The sequence below is a fragment of the Streptomyces sp. NPDC085944 genome, from assembly GCF_040686295.1.
In the GTDB taxonomy this organism is placed as follows: Bacteria; Actinomycetota; Actinomycetes; order Streptomycetales; family Streptomycetaceae; genus Streptomyces; species Streptomyces salinarius.
In genome coordinates this window covers 59,152-75,568 of the sequence record NZ_JBFBJX010000013.1, presented here as the reverse complement: position 1 = coordinate 75,568, position 16,417 = coordinate 59,152, and the positions used below count along the sequence as shown (strand labels likewise).

At 72.0% G+C, this 16,417-nt stretch carries 14 protein-coding genes; 4 read left to right on the top strand and 10 right to left on the bottom strand.

The genetic code is table 11. The annotated features are described in order from the left end of the window. Positions 1-34: 34 nt before the first annotated feature. Positions 35-427 (bottom strand): VOC family protein, encoded by a 393-nt coding sequence (locus AB0P07_RS24840; RefSeq protein WP_365554132.1) that lies wholly within the window; start codon positions 425-427, stop codon positions 35-37. Between the two features lie 320 nt (positions 428-747). Between AB0P07_RS24840 and AB0P07_RS24835 the strand changes: the two genes are divergently transcribed. Both AB0P07_RS24835 and AB0P07_RS24830 read left to right on the top strand, forming a co-directional pair. Beyond that, positions 748-1,578: an alpha/beta hydrolase gene (locus tag AB0P07_RS24835; protein WP_365554130.1), complete on the top strand. Its 831-nt coding sequence runs from the start codon at positions 748-750 to the stop codon at positions 1,576-1,578. 52 nt (positions 1,579-1,630) lie between these two features. Next, positions 1,631-2,563: a 2-dehydropantoate 2-reductase gene (locus tag AB0P07_RS24830; protein ID WP_365554127.1), complete on the top strand. Its 933-nt coding sequence runs from the start codon at positions 1,631-1,633 to the stop codon at positions 2,561-2,563. Between the two features lie 15 nt (positions 2,564-2,578). Here AB0P07_RS24830 and AB0P07_RS24825 read toward each other — a convergent pair whose 3' ends face one another. The 8 genes from AB0P07_RS24825 to AB0P07_RS24790 all read right to left on the bottom strand — a co-directional run bounded on the left by AB0P07_RS24825 (position 2,579) and on the right by AB0P07_RS24790 (position 12,957). Then, the gene (locus AB0P07_RS24825) at positions 2,579-3,397 is read right to left on the bottom strand and encodes a siderophore-interacting protein (RefSeq protein ID WP_365554124.1); all 819 of its coding nucleotides are present in this window, start codon (positions 3,395-3,397) and stop codon (positions 2,579-2,581) included. 59 nt (positions 3,398-3,456) lie between these two features. Beyond that, the gene (locus tag AB0P07_RS24820) at positions 3,457-5,730 is read right to left on the bottom strand and encodes a glycoside hydrolase family 3 N-terminal domain-containing protein (RefSeq protein ID WP_365554121.1); all 2,274 of its coding nucleotides are present in this window, start codon (positions 5,728-5,730) and stop codon (positions 3,457-3,459) included. After that, entirely contained in the window at positions 5,727-7,661 is a 1,935-nt protein-coding gene (locus AB0P07_RS24815; protein ID WP_365554118.1) for a cellulase family glycosylhydrolase, read from the bottom strand. Before AB0P07_RS24815 ends, AB0P07_RS24820 begins: the two co-directional genes overlap by 4 nt. A gap of 67 nt (positions 7,662-7,728) precedes the next feature. Further along, complete coding sequence (locus AB0P07_RS24810; protein WP_365554115.1) at positions 7,729-8,772, bottom strand: LacI family DNA-binding transcriptional regulator; 1,044 nt, start codon at positions 8,770-8,772, stop codon at positions 7,729-7,731. After that, positions 8,769-9,596 (bottom strand): carbohydrate ABC transporter permease, encoded by an 828-nt coding sequence (locus AB0P07_RS24805; RefSeq protein WP_365554112.1) that lies wholly within the window; start codon positions 9,594-9,596, stop codon positions 8,769-8,771. The genes AB0P07_RS24810 and AB0P07_RS24805 overlap by 4 nt, the downstream gene beginning before the upstream one ends. A gap of 14 nt (positions 9,597-9,610) precedes the next feature. Next, complete coding sequence (locus AB0P07_RS24800) at positions 9,611-10,552, bottom strand: sugar ABC transporter permease (RefSeq protein ID WP_365554109.1); 942 nt, start codon at positions 10,550-10,552, stop codon at positions 9,611-9,613. A gap of 73 nt (positions 10,553-10,625) precedes the next feature. Next, positions 10,626-11,915 (bottom strand): ABC transporter substrate-binding protein, encoded by a 1,290-nt coding sequence (locus AB0P07_RS24795; protein ID WP_365554572.1) that lies wholly within the window; start codon positions 11,913-11,915, stop codon positions 10,626-10,628. Between the two features lie 142 nt (positions 11,916-12,057). Further along, positions 12,058-12,957: an NAD-dependent protein deacetylase gene (locus tag AB0P07_RS24790; protein ID WP_365554106.1), complete on the bottom strand. Its 900-nt coding sequence runs from the start codon at positions 12,955-12,957 to the stop codon at positions 12,058-12,060. Between the two features lie 425 nt (positions 12,958-13,382). On the opposite strand from AB0P07_RS24790, the gene AB0P07_RS24785 reads away from it, so the two are divergent. Further along, the gene (locus AB0P07_RS24785; RefSeq protein ID WP_365554103.1) at positions 13,383-14,213 is read left to right on the top strand and encodes a PP2C family protein-serine/threonine phosphatase; all 831 of its coding nucleotides are present in this window, start codon (positions 13,383-13,385) and stop codon (positions 14,211-14,213) included. A 39-nt stretch (positions 14,214-14,252) separates the two neighbouring features. After that, the gene (locus AB0P07_RS24780) at positions 14,253-15,242 is read left to right on the top strand and encodes an MASE1 domain-containing protein (protein WP_365554100.1); all 990 of its coding nucleotides are present in this window, start codon (positions 14,253-14,255) and stop codon (positions 15,240-15,242) included. 34 nt (positions 15,243-15,276) lie between these two features. On the opposite strand, the gene rhaS is transcribed toward AB0P07_RS24780, so the two are convergent. Then, positions 15,277-16,365 carry a rhamnose ABC transporter substrate-binding protein gene (gene rhaS, locus AB0P07_RS24775; protein ID WP_365554096.1) on the bottom strand — a complete coding sequence of 363 codons (1,089 nt, stop codon included), beginning with the start codon at positions 16,363-16,365 and terminating at the stop codon, positions 15,277-15,279. Between the last annotated feature and the right edge of the window lie 52 nt (positions 16,366-16,417).

The window sequence follows — 16,417 nt, the reverse complement described above, 5'->3', positions numbered from 1 at the left end:
CGGGGCCGGGGCGCGCCGCCGGACGCGCTCGCGGCTACTGGCCCTGCATGATCTGGATGAGATTGCCGCAGGTGTCGTCCAGGACCGCCGTGGTGACCGGCCCCATCTCCATCGGTTCCTGGGTGAAACGCACCCCGAGTCCGCGCAGCCGCTCGTACTCCGCCCGCACGTCGGCCACGGTGAAGGAGGCGGCCGGAATGCCGTCCTGGGCCAACGCCGTCCGGTACGGACCCACCGCGGGATGACCGGAGGGCTCGAGCAGCAGCTCGGTCCCGTCGGGAACCTCCGGCGAGACCACCGTCAGCCACCGGTCCCTTCCGGAACCCACGGGCACGTCGTGCTTCTTCAGAAAGCCCAGCGTCTCGGTGTAGAAGCGCAGGGCATGGGCCTGGTCGTCGACGAAAACGCTGGTGAGCTGGATCTTCATGGAAGCTTCTCCGGTCGTGGGTTCCGGGCCGTCGGGTCACGAGGTGCTCGGGCGGGCCGAAACCCTCCGGGACACCACTTCCCTGTCAAGTGCCCGCGTGCCCGGCAAAACGCCAGGACCGCGCCGCCGGAGCAGCTGGTCCATGGGGTCCATTCAACGTCGATGCGCCGCCGGACGGCGAGCGCGTGCGCCTTCACGGCGGAGTTCACCGGCTTCCGACTGACCCGTACTCCTGACCGGAACGGGTGAAAAATGTCGAATGTCGATTTCCGGCGTAGGGTGGCTGGCGCGGAACCGTCTTTCGCGCGGAAGGAATGGCAATGGGTACGGTCACCACCTCCGACGGCACGGACATCTTCTACAAGGACTGGGGGCCGCGCGACGGCCTGCCGATCGTCTTCCACCACGGCTGGCCGCTCAGTGCCGACGACTGGGACAACCAGATGTTGTTCTTCCTCTCCCACGGCTACCGGGTCATCGCCCACGACCGGCGCGGTCACGGACGCTCGGGCCAGCCCTCCGGCGGCCACGACATGGACACCTACGCCGCCGACGTCGCGGCCCTGACCGACGCCCTCGACCTGCGGGACGCCGTGCACATCGGGCATTCCACCGGGGGCGGCGAGGTCGCTCGCTATGTGGCGCGCGCCAAGCCGGGCCGGGTCGCGAAGGCCGTACTCGTCAGTGCCGTCCCCCCGGTGATGGTGAAGTCCGAGACCAATCCCGGCGGGCTGCCGATCGAGGTCTTCGACGAGTTCCGCGCGGCCCTGGCCGCCAATCGCGCGCAGTTCTACATCGACGTGCCGTCCGGCCCCTTCTACGGCTTCAACCGGGAGGGCGCGACGGTCTCCCAGGGGCTGATCGACCGCTGGTGGCTGCAGGGCATGACGGGCGCCGCCAACGCACACTACGAGTGCATCGCGGCCTTCTCGGAGACCGACTTCACCGACGACCTCCAACGGATCGACGTCCCCGTCCTCGTCGCGCACGGCACGGACGACCAGGTCGTGCCCTACGAGGACGCGGCGCCCCGGTCGGTGGAACTCCTGCCGAACGGCACCCTGAAGTCGTACGAAGGGCTCCCGCACGGCATGCTCTCGACCCACCCGGAGATCCTCAACCCCGACCTCCTGGCCTTCGTGAAGTCGTAACCGGGCATGATGGCAACCGGCGGACGGTTGCCGAAGGAGTGGGGGAACGAACATGCGCATAGCGGTGATCGGGGCGGGCGGAGTCGGAGGCTGCTTCGGAGCCCGGCTGGCCGCGGCGGGGCACGAGGTCACCTTCGTGGCCCGCGGCAGCCACCTCGAGGCCATTCGCCGGTCGGGCCTGGTCGTGCGCAGCCCGCTGGGCGACTTGCGCATCTCGCCCGACTCCGTCGTCGCGAGCGTCTGCGAACTCGGCCCCACGGATCTGGTCCTCGTCGCCGTCAAGTTGTGGGACACCGAGTCCGTCGCCGAGCAGCTCAAGTCCTCCGCGGCGCGCGACGCGACGGTGCTGTCCCTGCAGAACGGGGTGCACAAGGACGCCGTCCTGCGCGACCGCCTGGCGGACGAACAGGTCCTGGGCGGCGTCTGCTTCATCTCCGCCTTCATCGAGGAACGGGGAGTCGTCAGGCACAACGGCACCCTGCAGAAGGTCGTGCTCGGTCCCTACGGGCCGGGCTCGGCGGAGACCGGCCGGGCCGTGCTCGCCGCCTTCCGGGACGCGGGAGTCGACGCCGAACCCAGCGACGACATCGAGCGGGTGATCTGGGAGAAGTTCGTCTTCCTGGTGGGCCTGTCGGCGACCACGGCGACCGTCCGTCAGCCCGTCGGCGTCATCCGCGCCAACGAACGGAGCCGTCGACTCCTGTACGACGTCATGGCCGAGACGGTGGCCGTGGCGCAGGCGTCGGGGGTGCGGCTGGACAGCGGCTTCGCCGAGGACCGGCTCGGCTTCTGCGACACGCTCCCCGCCGCCATGACCTCCTCCATGCACAACGACCTGGAGAAGGGCAACCGCCTCGAACTGCCCTGGCTCAGCGGGGGCGTGGTGGACCTCGCCGACCGGCTGGGCGTTCCCGCGCCGCGCAACCGGACGGTGGCCGACATCCTCGCGCCGTACGTCCTCGGCCGCCCGGACGCCGTTTCCTGACCGGGGGCGGTGGAGTCAGGCAGCCGCCAGTGCCTCGTGCTTCCAGAACCCCGAGAAGGTGATGCGTTCCTTCGGCAGGCCGAGGCGGTGCAGGTGCCTGCGTCCCTCGGTGGCCAGGGTCGACTCGCCGACGACGAAGGCGTATCCCGTCGTGTCGGCACGGGTCAGCCGGCGCAGCTCACGCAGCGCGGCGGCGCCGGGGACCGAGGCGCCGTCCCGCCGTACGACCCAGGAGACCGTCACGCCGGCCGGGGCGTCCAGGTCGCGGCGGTCGCCGTCGGTGGGGATCTCCTGGATGAGCCGCCCCACGGCGCCTCGGGGAAGTGAGCGCATGATGCCCGCCGTGGCGGGCAGTCCGGTCTCGTCGGCCACCACGACGATCTCCGAGGCGTCCTGCGGGCAGTCGAAGAGGATGCCCTGGTCGAGCAGGGCGAGTGTGTCCCCGGGGCGGGCGTCGCAGGCCCAGATCGCGGCCCGGCCCTCGATCTCGCCGGTGGGCCCGCGGTGGACGACGAAGTCGATGTCCAACTCGGCGGTCCGCCCGCGGTAGTCGGCCACGGAGTAGTTGGCGCAGTGCGGCCGCTCCTCCTCCGGGATCGCGAGATAGGGCTGCCACCACTGCGAGCCCGTGAACTCCGGCAGACGCAGGTCGCGTTGGTGGGGGAGCGGGAAGAACAGCCGGAACCAGTGGTCGTACCCCCGCCACGGGAAGCCGTCCAGTCCCGGCCCGGAGACCGTGACGCGCTGCATGGACGGGGAGATCCGCTCGGTCCGCACGACACGGGCGCGGAACATCTGCGGGTGCTGGGGCGTGAGCCGTCGAACCTTCGCCATGTAGGTAAGGCTAGCCTAAATTATGTTCGATTCCGAGTGCGTGATCTCCGCGCCCGGGACTACGAGTCCGTGATCTCCAGGCGTGCGCCCCGGGTCCGGTCCGACGCCGGGCCCGTCTCCAGTTCCACCACCCCCGGCTCCACGAGGAGGCGGAGGTCGCGCCCCACCGACGCCAGCGTGTCCGGACCCACCTCGAAGACCGCCTCGGCCTCCTCGCCGGGCGCGATGCTCAGCCGGACGAAGCCGCGCAGCTCGCGCACGCGCGGCCAGGACGTGCTCCCGGACAGACGGCGCACATAGAGCTGGACCGTCTCCTCGGCCGTCCGCGCCCCGGTGTTGCGGACCGTGACCCGGCAGGTCAGCCGCGGGACCCGCACGCCGACTCGCGCGTGCGAAAGGCGCGGCGCCCCGTACGCGACGCTCGTGTACGACAGACCGTGCCCGAAGGCATGCAGCGGCCCGGCACTCTGGTCGACGTACCCGCGAAAGCGGTGGTCCTTCCTGTTGTAGTAGACGGGCAGTTGGGCGGCCGACCGGGGCACGGAGACCGGCAGCCGGCCGCGCGGCTCGGCGTCCCCGAACAGCACCTCGGCCACGGCACGGCCCCCGCGCGGACCCGGATACCAGGCGCTCAGCACCGCCGCCGCGGGCGCGTCCAGCTCGGGTAGGGCGTGCGGGCGGCCCTGGACCAGCACCACCACGACCGGGGTTCCGGTCGCCGACACCGCGGCCAGCAGGGCCCGTTGCCCGGGCGGCAGCGTCAGGTCCGCGAGGTCGACACCTTCGCCGCAGGTCATGCCGGCCGGCGTTCCCGAACCGGTGACGGCCGCGCCGTTCACGTCGAACACCGTGTCCGATGAACGCGCGCTGGAACCGCCCAGCACCAGCACGGCCACGTCGGAGCCGGCCGCCAGTGCCACGGCCGCCGGGACGTCCGACACGTCGTCACCCACCAGACCGCATCCCCGGCCGTGCACCACCTCGGTGCCGGGCACCACCGCCGCGCGGATGCCCTCCAGCACCGTGACGCCGCTGCCCGGCCGCTGCGGTGCCGTGTAGTCGCCGATCTGCTGCGCCAGGGAGTGGGCGTTCGGTCCGAGGACCGCTATCCGCCGCACCGCTCGGGACAGGGGGAGCACCCCGCCCGTGTGGGAGAGCAGCGTCACCGACGCGCGGGCGACGCGCTCTCCCACCTCGGCCGGATCGGGGAGGCCTTCGGTGACCTCTTCGGCCGACGGCAGTGGCGCCTCGAACAGGCCCAGGCGGAACTTGAGCGCGAGCACCCGGGCCACCGCGGCGTTCAGGGCCGACTCGGAGACCAGACCGCGTTCCACCGCCTCGCCCAGCCGGGTGAAGGAGGCGTCCCACAGGCTCAGATCGCACCCGGCGTCCAGCGCCAGCGCTCCCGCCGCCACCGGGTCACCGGTGAGCCGCACCAGCCGGTCCACCGCCGTGCCGTCCGCCATGACGACGCCCTCGAAGCCCCACTCCGTACGGAGCAGGTCGGTCAGCAGGTACCGGTTCGCGACGCAGGGCAGACCGTCGAACTCGTTGTACGCGGCCATCACCCCGGCCGCACCGGCGGCCACCCCGGCCCGCGCCGCCGCCAGGTGCACCTCGTGCAGTTCGCGCGGCCCCAAATCCGTCGCCGCGCTGTTGCGCCCGCCGACGGTGGCGCCCTGCCCGGCGAAGTGCTTGAGGACCACGGCCACCCCCGCCCGGCGCGCGCCCTCGACCAGGGCCTCGGTCATCCGCGCGGCGAGGTACGGGTCCTCGGCGAAGCACTCCTCGCTGCGTCCCCAGCGCGGATCGCGCACCAGGTCGAGGGCGGAGACCAGCGCGATGTGCGCGCCGCGCGCCCGCAGTTCGGCGGCCGCCCCGGCCACCGCGTCGGCGTACAGGTCCGGGTCCCAGGTGGCACCGACCGCGAGGTTCACCGGGAGCACCGTGGCGTCCAGCGCCTGGTGGCCGTGCGGCATTTCCTCGACCAGCAGCACGGGTATGCCGAGCCGGGTGTGGTCCATGACGTGCCGCTGCACGTCCGCCGCGGTGCGCGCACCGTCCTCGGCGTCGAGGCCGTCCGCGAAGCCGACGCCCGACCAGGTGTCGGCCCGCTGCAGCCCGTACAGCGCGCCCATGCCGTCGAAGGCGGCCACCTCGGCGCGAAAGGCGTCGGTGAGCCGGTGCCCCTGCCCGGCGCGCTCGTAGGCGTCCCAGCCGTACATGCGCTGGTTGACCTGCCCGACCTTCTCCGCGAGGGTCATGCGGCCCAGCAGGTCACGGACGCGGTCCGGCACCGGCGCGGCGGGGTCGCGGTAGCGGGGGAGGGTCATCGCAGCTCCAGTACGGCGACGCCGTACGCGTCGAGCGCCACGTCCTCGACCGGGCGGCCGTCGGTCAGCTCGTGCAGCTTCCCCTCGGCGTCCGGACGGACCACGAGCGGCTCCGGGCTCTGGCTGACCAGCCACACGAAGCGGCGTCCGTCGGCGTGGACGACGACGTCCGCCGAGACGTGCGGATCGGCGACCGTGACGGGTCGGCGCACGCCCGCCACCTGCGCAAGCGCGGCGTAGAGACGGTGGGTGGCATCGGGGTTGACGCGCGCGGTGCGGGCCGCCATGTGCTCCAGCGGATAGGTGACCAGCACCGTCCGGCCCACCCCGGTCTCGTGGACGATCAGGGCCGGCCGCCCGTGTGCGTCCACCGCCACGACCCGGCCCGCGCGCGCCGCGACGGGCAGGTAGGCGCGGCTGTCCTCGTTCCCGGCGACCGGGAAGCGCAGCACCTCGCCGGCGCGCAGGCCGCCGAAGTCCTCCGTGAATGTCATCTCCAGCACGTCGTCCTCGATCGGCTCGGCGACGCCGTAGGACAGCTGCAGCTCCACGCCGAAGAGTCCGTCGAGATCGTCGAACCAGGGGCCGCGGGTGACCGGGTGTTCGCCGGAGCAGAAGGACAAGTACACGGTGGCGCCCTCGGCGGCCCGGCGGGCCAGCTCCCTGCGGGTTCGGGTGGTGAGCTGCCGGGTGGCGGGAAGCAGGTAGAGCGATGCCTCGCCCGGCAGTCCGTCGGCCTCGCGGGTGAGGGCCACCGGCAGGTCGGCGGCGTGCGCGGTGACGTAACCCTGGTGCAGGGACGTGAAGATGAGCGGCCGGTCAGCGGGACGGCTGTAGGGATAGCCCCGTTCGAGGAAGGCGGGGACGACGAGGGCGGCGTCCGCGTCCGTTCGGGAGCAGCGCCGGAAGTCCACGGCCCTCAACACCTCGGCGAAGGCAGCCAGTTCTCGCAGCGGCTCCTTGGGCGCCCCGGCGGAGTCGGTGATGCCGAAGTGCATCTCGAAGGGGTGGTGATCGTAGGGGGACTGGTCCCACAGGGCGTCGTAGTCGGTGTTGTTCCAGGCGAGCCAGCCGGTGGCGCCGCCCAGCAGCGAGTTGTGCAGGGTCTGCCGGTAGAAGACGCCCGCGTTGGCGGCCGAGACGGTGTCGGTCGACAGCCCGAACTCCTCCAGTACGACGGGTTGCCCGGTCACCGAGGCCAGCTCGCACTCGAACGCGGCCCGGTAGTGCTGCCGCGGCCGGTCGGTGTCCGAGCGGTACACGTGCGGGCCCACGAAGTCGACGTACTCGGCCGTCTCCCGCAGCGAGAACCCGTTGTCACGTCCGGTGACCTCGATGCCCCACGCGCCGTCGCCCAGCGACACCGGTTGCGTCGCGCCCGTCGCCCGCACCGCGTTGCACATGGCCTGCGCCCACGCGGTCACCACGTCCGAGGACGGCGGGTCGACCTGGTGGATGCGCCCGTATCCCGGCATCTCGTTGGTGATCAGCCAGCCCGTGACCGCGGGGTGGTCCTTGAAGCGACGTGCCATGCGGGAGACGAACCACGCCTGCCGGCCGACCATCCACACGTCCTCGTACAGGTCTCGGTTGCCGCGCCAGGCCGGGTCCCAGTTCTCCCCGGACATGTGACCGACGATGAACGTCGGTATGGTCCCCATGCCCGCCTCCGTGTGGGCGTCGAGGAAGTCCTCGAAGCGGGCGCACAGTTCGTCGTCGATCCGATGCGGCTCCGGGTGGAAGTCGGGCCAGTAGAAGAAGGACCGGGTCGTGTTGAGACCGTGGTCGGCGAGCACGCGCAGTTCCTCGCGCACGGTCTTGGGGTCGTAGTTCCGCCACATCAGCGGGCCGCCGGTGCGGGACCAGAAGTTGGCGCCGAGCCAGGGCAGGACGTCGGTCTGGTGGGTGAGCTGGGCGCTGTGGCGTCGCATGGTCCTTCTCGGGTGGTGGGGGTGCGGATGGTGCGTGGCGGTCGCGGGCTGTCGCGGCCGGTGGTGGTCAGGTGGGGGCGGGCCCCGTGGACTCGCGGACGACCAGGCGCGGTAGTTCCGCGAGGGAGGTGTCCTCGACCTCCTCGCCGCACAGGGCCAGCAGCATGCGGGCGGCGGCCGCCCCGACCCGCTGCACCTGCTGGTCGACCGTGGTCAGCCGGGGATGGAGCCAGCTGCCGAGCGGCAGGTTGTCGTAGCCGACGACGGACACGTCACGGGGCACGGTCAGTCCGGCGCGCTGCGTGGTGCCGACGCCGCAGACCGCCATCGAGTCGTTGGCGTACACGATCGCGGTGGGCCGGTCGGCACAGTCGAGGAGCGCCTCGGTGGCGCCCACGGCGCGCCGCTCGCTGAAGTCGGTGGGCAGGACCGCGAACGGGCGCAGGCCCGCCTCGCGCAGCGCCTCCTCGAAGGCCGCCCGGCGTACGCGTGTGTGCTGGAGCTCGGGCGGCCCGCTGACGTAGGCGACGCGCCGGTGGCCGAGGCCCAGCAGGTGGGCGACGGCCTCGGCGATCCCCGCGCCCTGGTCGCGCAACCCCACCCGCGGGACGACGGCCGTGTCGTCGGGCGAACCGAGCAGGACCGCCGGCAGCCCGAGGCGGGCGAGCAGCGCGGGCCGGGCGTCGTCGTCGCGGGCGTCGGTGAGCACGGCGCCGTCCACCCGGCCCTCGGCCGCGAGCCGCTCGTACAGCGCGTTCTCCTCACGGTGGCTGCTGACCAGGTGCAGCAGCAGACCGTAGCCGCGGGGCGCCAACTCGCCCTCTATGCCGGTGATCAGTTCACTGAAGTGGGGGTCGGAGCCCAGTACGTCCGTGGGGCGACGCACCACCAGGGCGAGACTGCGGGTACGCGCGTTGCGCAGCGCCGCGGCGGAGGCACTGGGCGACCAGCCCAGCTCCAGCGCGGCGTCCAGGATCCGGCGGCGGGTCGCCTCGGAGAGCCGGCCCTTGTTGTTGAAGGCCTGGGACACGGCGGCGGTCGAGACCCCGGCCGCCGCCGCGACCGCCTTGATCGTGGGCCGGCGCCCGGCCCGCTCGGTGGACACGTTCACATCTTCACCGCCCCGCTGACCAGGGCCTGCTGCATGCGCTTCTGGAGCAGGGTGTAGACGACCCACACCGGCACCAGCGTCAGCACCGTGCCCGCCGTCAGTACGCCGTAGTCCGTGCCGGTGATCGACTTCAGCGTGGGCAGGGCCACCTGGACCGTGCGCTGCGCCGGGTCGGGGCCGATGATGACCAGCGAGTACAGGTACTCGTTCCAGAAGGTCAGGAAGTTCAGCAGCAGGACGGTCGCGATGCCCGGCAGGCACATCGGCGTGTACACGTGCCGCAGCACCGCGAAGGTGGACGCCCCGTCCAGCCGGGCGGCCTCCTCCATCTCCGGCGGGACGGTGCGCATGAACTGCACCAGGATCACCACCGACAGCGGCAGCGCCGTGGCCGGCAGGAACAGCACCATGAAGATCCGGGTGTGGAACAGCCCGGTGGCCGCCGCCAGGAGGAAGGTGGGGAAGAGCGCCGCGAACGTCGGGATCAGGAAACCCAGCGAGAAGACCTTCTCGACCACGCCCGCCAGCCGACCGGTGGACCGCGCCAGCGCGAACGCGGCCGGGATCGCCAGCAGCAGCGTGAGTGCCAGCGAGAACACCGTCACCAGCGCCGAGTTGACGACCGCGAGCCCGAGGTCGGCACTCTCGAAGGCGGTACGGAAGTTGCCGAACCCGAACGAGGCGGGCGGGGCGAAGGGGTGCGCGAAGATCTCGTCGTTCGACTTGAACGCCGAGGCGAGGAAGTAGTACAGCGGGACGACGAGCAGCACCGCGTACGTCCACACCAGGATGTGGGCCGGGAGCCAGCGCTTGCCGAGCTTCATCAGTGCTGCTCCGATCAGTAGTTCTGGCGGAAGACGCGGCGGATCGTCAGCAGCCCGACGAGTCCGGCGAGGAAGAGGATGACGCCGACGGTCTGGCTGTAGCCGAGGTCGGCGGCGATGAACGCCTTCTGGTAGACGAGGAACGACAGGGTGGTGGACGACGTGCCCGGACCGCCCTGCGTGAGCAGCAGCACGTGCTGTGCGGAGCCGAACAGCGTCCACAGGAACTGGAGCATCGTCACCACGCCCACGTAGTCGCGGATGACGGGGAAGTGGACCGACCACATCGTCCGCCAGTGCCCGGCCCCGTCGAGCTGCGCGGCCTCGCCCAGCTCGTCCGGCACACTGCCCAGCCGGGCGGCGAACAGGACGGCGGTGAAGCCGATGCCGGCCCAGATGTCCAGGGCGATCAGACACGCCAGCGCCGTCGAGGGCGAGGCCAGCCAGGCGTCGGCGAGGGAACCGAGACCGACGCTCTCCAGCCCGCCGTTGAGCAGGCCGTCCGGGGAGAGGGCCGCGTAGAAGACCATCGCCTTCGCCGGCGTCGAGATGAGCCCCGGGATGAAGAGCAGGTACCGCAGGACCCGGTGGCCGGGCGGGCGCTGGGCCACGTAGTACCCCAGCATGAACGCGCAGACGATCATCACCGGGACGGCGACGGCCAGTTGCACGGCGGTGTTGCGCACCGCGTCCCAGAACACCGGGTCGTCCAGCACCGCCCGGGCGTTGTCCAGCCCGGCGAAGGACACCGGCTGGAGCATGCCCGGCCAGTGCAGGGCCGCGATCACGAAGATGGCGAGCAGCGGCCCGACCATGAAGACCAGGTACCACACCAGCGCGGGCACCGCGAGGACGGTGCCGCCCTGCCGGGGCCGGCGCGCGGCCGGGGCGGGGGAGGCCGGCGGGGCGGACCTGCGGGCCGCGCTCCCGTCCGGCGTCGTCGTGAGCGTCGTCATGCGGTGACTCCCGGGGAACGGGTGGAACGGGGGAGGAGGACCCGGGCGACGGGGCCGGGGCTGTCCGGGCGGCTCATGCGGACCGGTACGCGGACTCGAGGGCGGCGCGCACGCGGGCCGCACTGGTGCCGCGGGTGAACGACGTGCTGGTCGCGGTGATCAGCGGTTGCGCCGCGGCGGGCGGCACGTACACGTCGGGCAGCAGCACCTGGCTCACCTCGGAGCCGAGCCGCTGGGCCGCACCGACCAGCGGGAAGTCGGCGGAGACGGCGTCCGTGCGCAGGGCCATGTCCCGGCCGCTCTCGGTCACGAACCGCGCGACGACGTCCTCGCGGTACATGAACCGCAGGAACTTCTCGACCTGCTCGATCTTGCGGACGCCGTTGGGACTGATCCAGAAGCCGATGAGGGTGTAGGCGCGGATGACGGTCGGACCGTCGTGCGCCGCCCCGTCCGCGAGCGGCCAGCCGCCGACCTCCGTGTGCCGGGCCACCTTCTCGGGCACCTTGGCCAGCGCGGAGGACATCGCCGACTGGACGGCCGCCTCCCCGGTGTTGAACTGCGTCGTCATCGAGTCGGAGGTGAGGCCTTGGGCCTTGTCCGCGAAGACGCCGGCGTCGCGCAGGTGCGTGAAGTACTCGATGCCCCGGCGGGCGCCGCGCCCGGAGAAGTCACCCGTGGAGTAGACGTGCCGGGCCTCCTCCTGGGACAGGAAGGTCTGGATGATCTGCGCCAGCAGCTTCTGTCCGGTCCAGTCGTTGCCGCCCACGGTCACCGGGGCGATGCCCTTGGCGCGCAGCCTGCGGGCCGCGGCGATCAGTTGGTCCCCGGTGGTGGGGATCTCGCCGACCCCGGCCCGGTCCAGCAGGGCGCGGTTGTAGGCGACGGGCCAGTTCGTGGCGAAGTAGGGAAAGGCGCGGATCCGGCCCTCGTCGTCCGTCCAGTCGGCCAGCGCGGTGGGCAGGATCCGCCCGCGCAACCCCCAGTCGTCGAGGTAGGGCTTGACATCGACGGTCGCGCCCACGTCCGTCCAGGCCAGCGTCTTGTCGTAGAGGTTGACCATCACGACGTCGGCCTCCTTGCGGGCCAGCCGTGAGGTCTCGTACACCTGGGCGAGGTCGTCGCCGTTGATCAGGTTCTTGACCTTCACCCCCGGGTGCTCCTCGCGGAAGCGGTCCACGGCCGCGAGGTACGTGGGGGAGCCGGGGGCGGTGGTGCCGAGCTGGGTGTGGACGACGAGCGTGTCCGGGTCGGAGTCCGCCGACGCCAGCGACGAGCAGCCGGACAGAGCGGGCAGGGCCGCGGCCGCGGCCAGACCGGAACCGGCGGCGAGCAGTTCGCGCCGTGTCAGCGATGAGCGCACAGGGGTGGTCTCCAACCAAGCGGTTAACGATTGGTTAATCGATGTACCTCGTGAGGTGCGAGGACCATATGGAGTGCGGGGACCACGGTCAAGGGGGTGAGGCGAGGAGATTGCGTACGGGCGAGCGGCGCGAGCTGCCTGGTCAGGCCGTCGCCGCGGCTGCGACGGTCAGGCCCAGCCGGTCCGCCACGGTCGTGAGGGCCGGTCCCAGCGGGAGTGCGATCCTGGTGACGGCCAGCCGGTCCCCGCGCGTGGCGTCCCGGTTGACGATCAGAACCGGTTTGCCCGCCTCGGCCGCCTGGCGGACGAAGCGGAGTCCCGACATGACCGTCAGCGACGAGCCGAGGACCAGCAGCGAGGACGCCGCGCGCACCAGCTCGCGACAGTGCTCGACGCGGCGCGGCGGCACGTTCTCGCCGAAGAACACCACGTCCGGTTTGAGGATGCCGCCGCACACCGTGCACGGCACCACCCGGAAGTCCCCGACCTGCTCGTCCGTGAGGTCGGCGTCGCCGTCCGGGTTGATGCCGGCGGCCACGGGCGAGAAGCCGGCGTTCACCTCCTCCAGCCGGCGGGCGAGTTCGTGCCGCGGGCCGAAGGCGCCGCAGGACAGGCAGACGACCCGGTCCAGGCTGCCGTGGAGCTCCACGACGCCCTCGCTGCCCGCGGCCTGGTGCAGACCGTCGACGTTCTGGGTGATCACACCGGAGAGCAGACCGTGCCGCCCGAACGCCGCCACCGACCGGTGCCCCGCGTTGGGCCGGGCGCGGCCGAAGGTGCGCCAGCCGAGGTGACTGCGCGCCCAGTACCGGCGGCGGGCGTCGGGCGAGCCGGTGAAGTCCTGGTAGGTCATCGGCGTGTGCCGGCTCAGGCTGCCGCCCTCACCCCGGTAGTCGGGGATGCCCGACTCGGTGGAGATGCCCGCCCCGCTGAGCACCAGCACGCCACCGGCGCGCAGGGCGTCGGCTACGGGCGCCAGGTCCGTGGTGCCCGGCGGCAGGTCCGCTCCCGGGGTCCAGCTCAGAGTGGGGCGCATGCGCATGCGGCAAGGGTACGGAACGCGCCGCCGTTCCCGGCGCCACGGGCCGGCACTGCCCGCCGTTCCCGGCGCCACGGGCCGGCATCGCCCGCCGGCCCCGCGCGCCGCCGGCACGCGGAGCCTGTCCGGCGCCGGACGCCGTGCCCCCGGTGGGCGAGGGCCCCCGCCCGGCGCCGCTTCCTCGGTGGGCGAGGCGCCCCACCCGCCGTCCTGTTCCCGGCACGACGGAGGTCGCGGGCCGCTGCCGCCCGTGCTTCCCGGCATGACCCATACCGCCCACCCCGCGCTTCCGGCGTGACACCCACCCCTGCGCCGCCCCGGCCCCGGACGGCTCCGGCATGACCTTTCGCGTCCCGGGTGACAGACTTGGCACTGTCCAGGGGGCCGAGAGGCCCTGCCGGGAGAGGCGGCCTGGCGGGGAGTGGTCGATGTTCCGCAAGCGTCCCGCACCTGACGGCGAGGAGCTGCTCGCCCGGCTGGCCGCGCTGACCACACAGGCGAAGGAGCTCGCCGAGCTGCGGCGCTCCCAGGTCGAACTGGCGATCGCCCTGCAGCGGGACATGCTCCCCGCGGACCTCCCCGCCGTACCCGGCATCCACCTGGCCGCGTGCTACTCGCCCGCCTACGCCGGACTCAACGTGGGCGGCGACTGGTACGACGCCTTCACCCTCCCCGACGGCCGCATCGGCCTCTCCGTCGGCGACGTCCAGGGCCACGCCATCGACGCCGCCGCCTTCATGGGCCAGGTGAGGGTCGGGCTGCGGGCGCTCGCCTCCATGACCAGCGAGCCCGGCGACCTGCTGGCCTGTACGAACGAACTGCTCCTCTCCCTCAACAAGGACCTGTTCGCCACCTGCACCTTCATGCGGTACGACCCGGCGACCGGCCTGCTGGAGAGCGCCCGGGCCGGCCACATCCCGTGTGTCCGGGCCACCGCGGACGGCAGGGCGGAGGTCTGCCGGGACGAGGGCGGACCGCCGCTGGGCGTCATGGGGGGCACCGACTATCCCGTGACCCGGTACCGGCTGGGTACGGGCGGGGTGTTCGTCCTGGTCACGGACGGCGTGGTGGAGGGGCCGTCCCTGAGCGTCGACGAGGGCCTGGAAAGGGTGGTCCGGCTGGCGAGTCTCGCCGCCGCCGTCGGGATGGAGGCCCACGCGCTGGCGGCCGCCGTACTCAAGAACGCCGCGCTGATCGGGCACGAGGACGACGCGGCCGTGCTCGTCGTCGGCCATGACGGGCGTTCCGTTACGCCGTAGGACGCTCCCGCCTCGCCCGCCCGGCGGCACCGGTGTCTGATGGCTGCTGTGGTGGGTATCCGTGCATGGCCGCGACCGGTCGTCCTCGTCTGTGCCACGCTGCTGGTCGCCGGCTGCTACTACGCGGCGGGGCGGCTCGGGCTGGCCCAGCAGCTGACCGCCGACGGGGCGGTCGTGACGCCCATCTGGCCGCCCACCGGCCTCGCGGTCACCTGCCTGCTCCTGTTCGGGCCGTGGTGCGTGCCGGGCATCGCCCTCGGCGCGCTGCTGGTCATCGTCTCCCTGGGAGCCCCGGGGATCGAAAGCGTCGGCATCGTGGCCGGCAACACCACCGCCCCCGTCTGCGCCTGGCTGATGCTGCGCGCGGTGGGCTTCCGCGTGAGCCTGAGCCGCCTGCGGGACGGACTGGCGCTCGTCTTCCTGGGGGCGCTGACCGCCATGCTGATCAGCTCGTGGGCGGGCGTCGGCATGCTCGTGCTGTCGGGCAAACTGCCCACCGACCATCTAGGGATCGTCTGGCTGGCCTGGTGGGTCGGCGACGCTATGGGGGTTGTCCTGGTCACCCCGCTGCTGCTCCTGTTGTACCGCGCCCGCCTGCCGCCGCTGTCCGTGCGCTGGGCCGAGGCCCTCGGGCTCACCGCGGCCGTGTGCGTCCTGGTGCCGCTGATCATGTACAGCTCGGTGAGTGTGCTCTTCCTGGCCTACCCGATCCTGATCTGGTCGGTGCTGCGCTTCCAGCTGGCGGGCGGTATCCCGTGCGCCCTGTTCGTGTCGGTGATGGCCACGGTCGTGGCCGGGCAGGAGGCCGGGTCCTTCGGGAAACTGACCGAGATCGAGACGATGATGAAGCTCCAGGCGTTCAACGGGACGCTGGGACTGACCGCGCTCCTGCTCTCCGCGGTGATCAGCGAACAGCTCCACACCAGACAGTCGGTGGAACTGGCCTGTCAAGAGCTGGTCGAGGCGCTGCAGCACCTGAACGCCGGCGGCTCCGGCAGTCCGGGGCCACGCGAAAAGGACGTCCCGTGAGCCCGGCGGCGTCCCGCCGCCGGGCGCGGGGAGGTCAGAAGTCGTAGTCGTCGATGTTCCCGGCGTCGAAGACCGTCGGGTCGCCGAGGGTGATGACGCCGTTCTCGCCGAGCTTGAACCAGCCCATGTCGCCGGCGAGGAACATCTGCCCCTCCCGCCCGGTGATCTGCCCCGAGGCGAGGGCCACCGCGGCGTGACCGGCCAGCTCACCGAGCTTGGCCGGGTCCCACAGCAGGAAGGCCTCCACCGTGCCGTCCTCGATGTAGGGGCGCATGTCGTTGGGTGCGCCGAGCCCCGTGAGCTTCACCTCGCCCTTGTGCGACGACTGGGAGAGGTACTTCGCGGCCGCCTTGATCCCGTTGGTGGTGGGGGAGACGATCCCCTTCAGGTTCTCGTGGTCCCGGAGCAGTTCCTCGGCCTTCTGGTACGACTTCTCCGCCTGGTCGTCCCCGTAGACGACGTCCACCAGCCGCATGTCCTTGTACCGCGGATCCTCCAGCTCCTTCTTGATGGAGCCGATCCAGGCGTTCTGGTTCGTCGCCGTCCGGGCGGCGGACAGGATCGCGATGTCCCCCTTGTAGCCGGTCTGCTCACCGAGCAGTTCCAGCTGCCGTACGGCGATGTCCTCGGCGCTCGCGGGAGAGACGAAGGCGTAGCGGCACTCCGGCTTCGTGTCGGAGTCGTAGGTGACGACCTTGATGCCCTCGTCCATGGCCTGCTTCAGGGCGTCGCACAGCGCGTCGGGGTCCAGCGCCGAGACCGCGATGGCGTCGACCTTCTGCTCGGTGAGGTCGTCGATGTGGGACACCTGCCCGGAGGCGTCGGCGCCCTGGTCCGTGCCCACTTCCTTGAACGTCGAGCCCAATGACTTGACGGCGCGCTCCCCGCCCCGGTCGGCGACCGAGAAGTACGGCGTGTTGACCTGCTTGGGAAGGAAGCCGACGGTCAGGCCCGTCCTGGTGGGCGCGTTGGGGGAGGCCTCGGCGTTTTTGGCGTTCTCGGCGTTCGCCGTCGTGTCGCCGCCCGCCGAGCCGTCGCCGTCCCCGCACGCGGCGGTGAGAAGACTCAGGGAGGAAACGGCGGCGACGAGTACGGAGGCACGGCGTGAGGGGGTCTTGTGCATGCGCTTCTTTCGCGTGGGGCCGCCCTGGCGTGGGGGCAGGGGCAGGGGCACT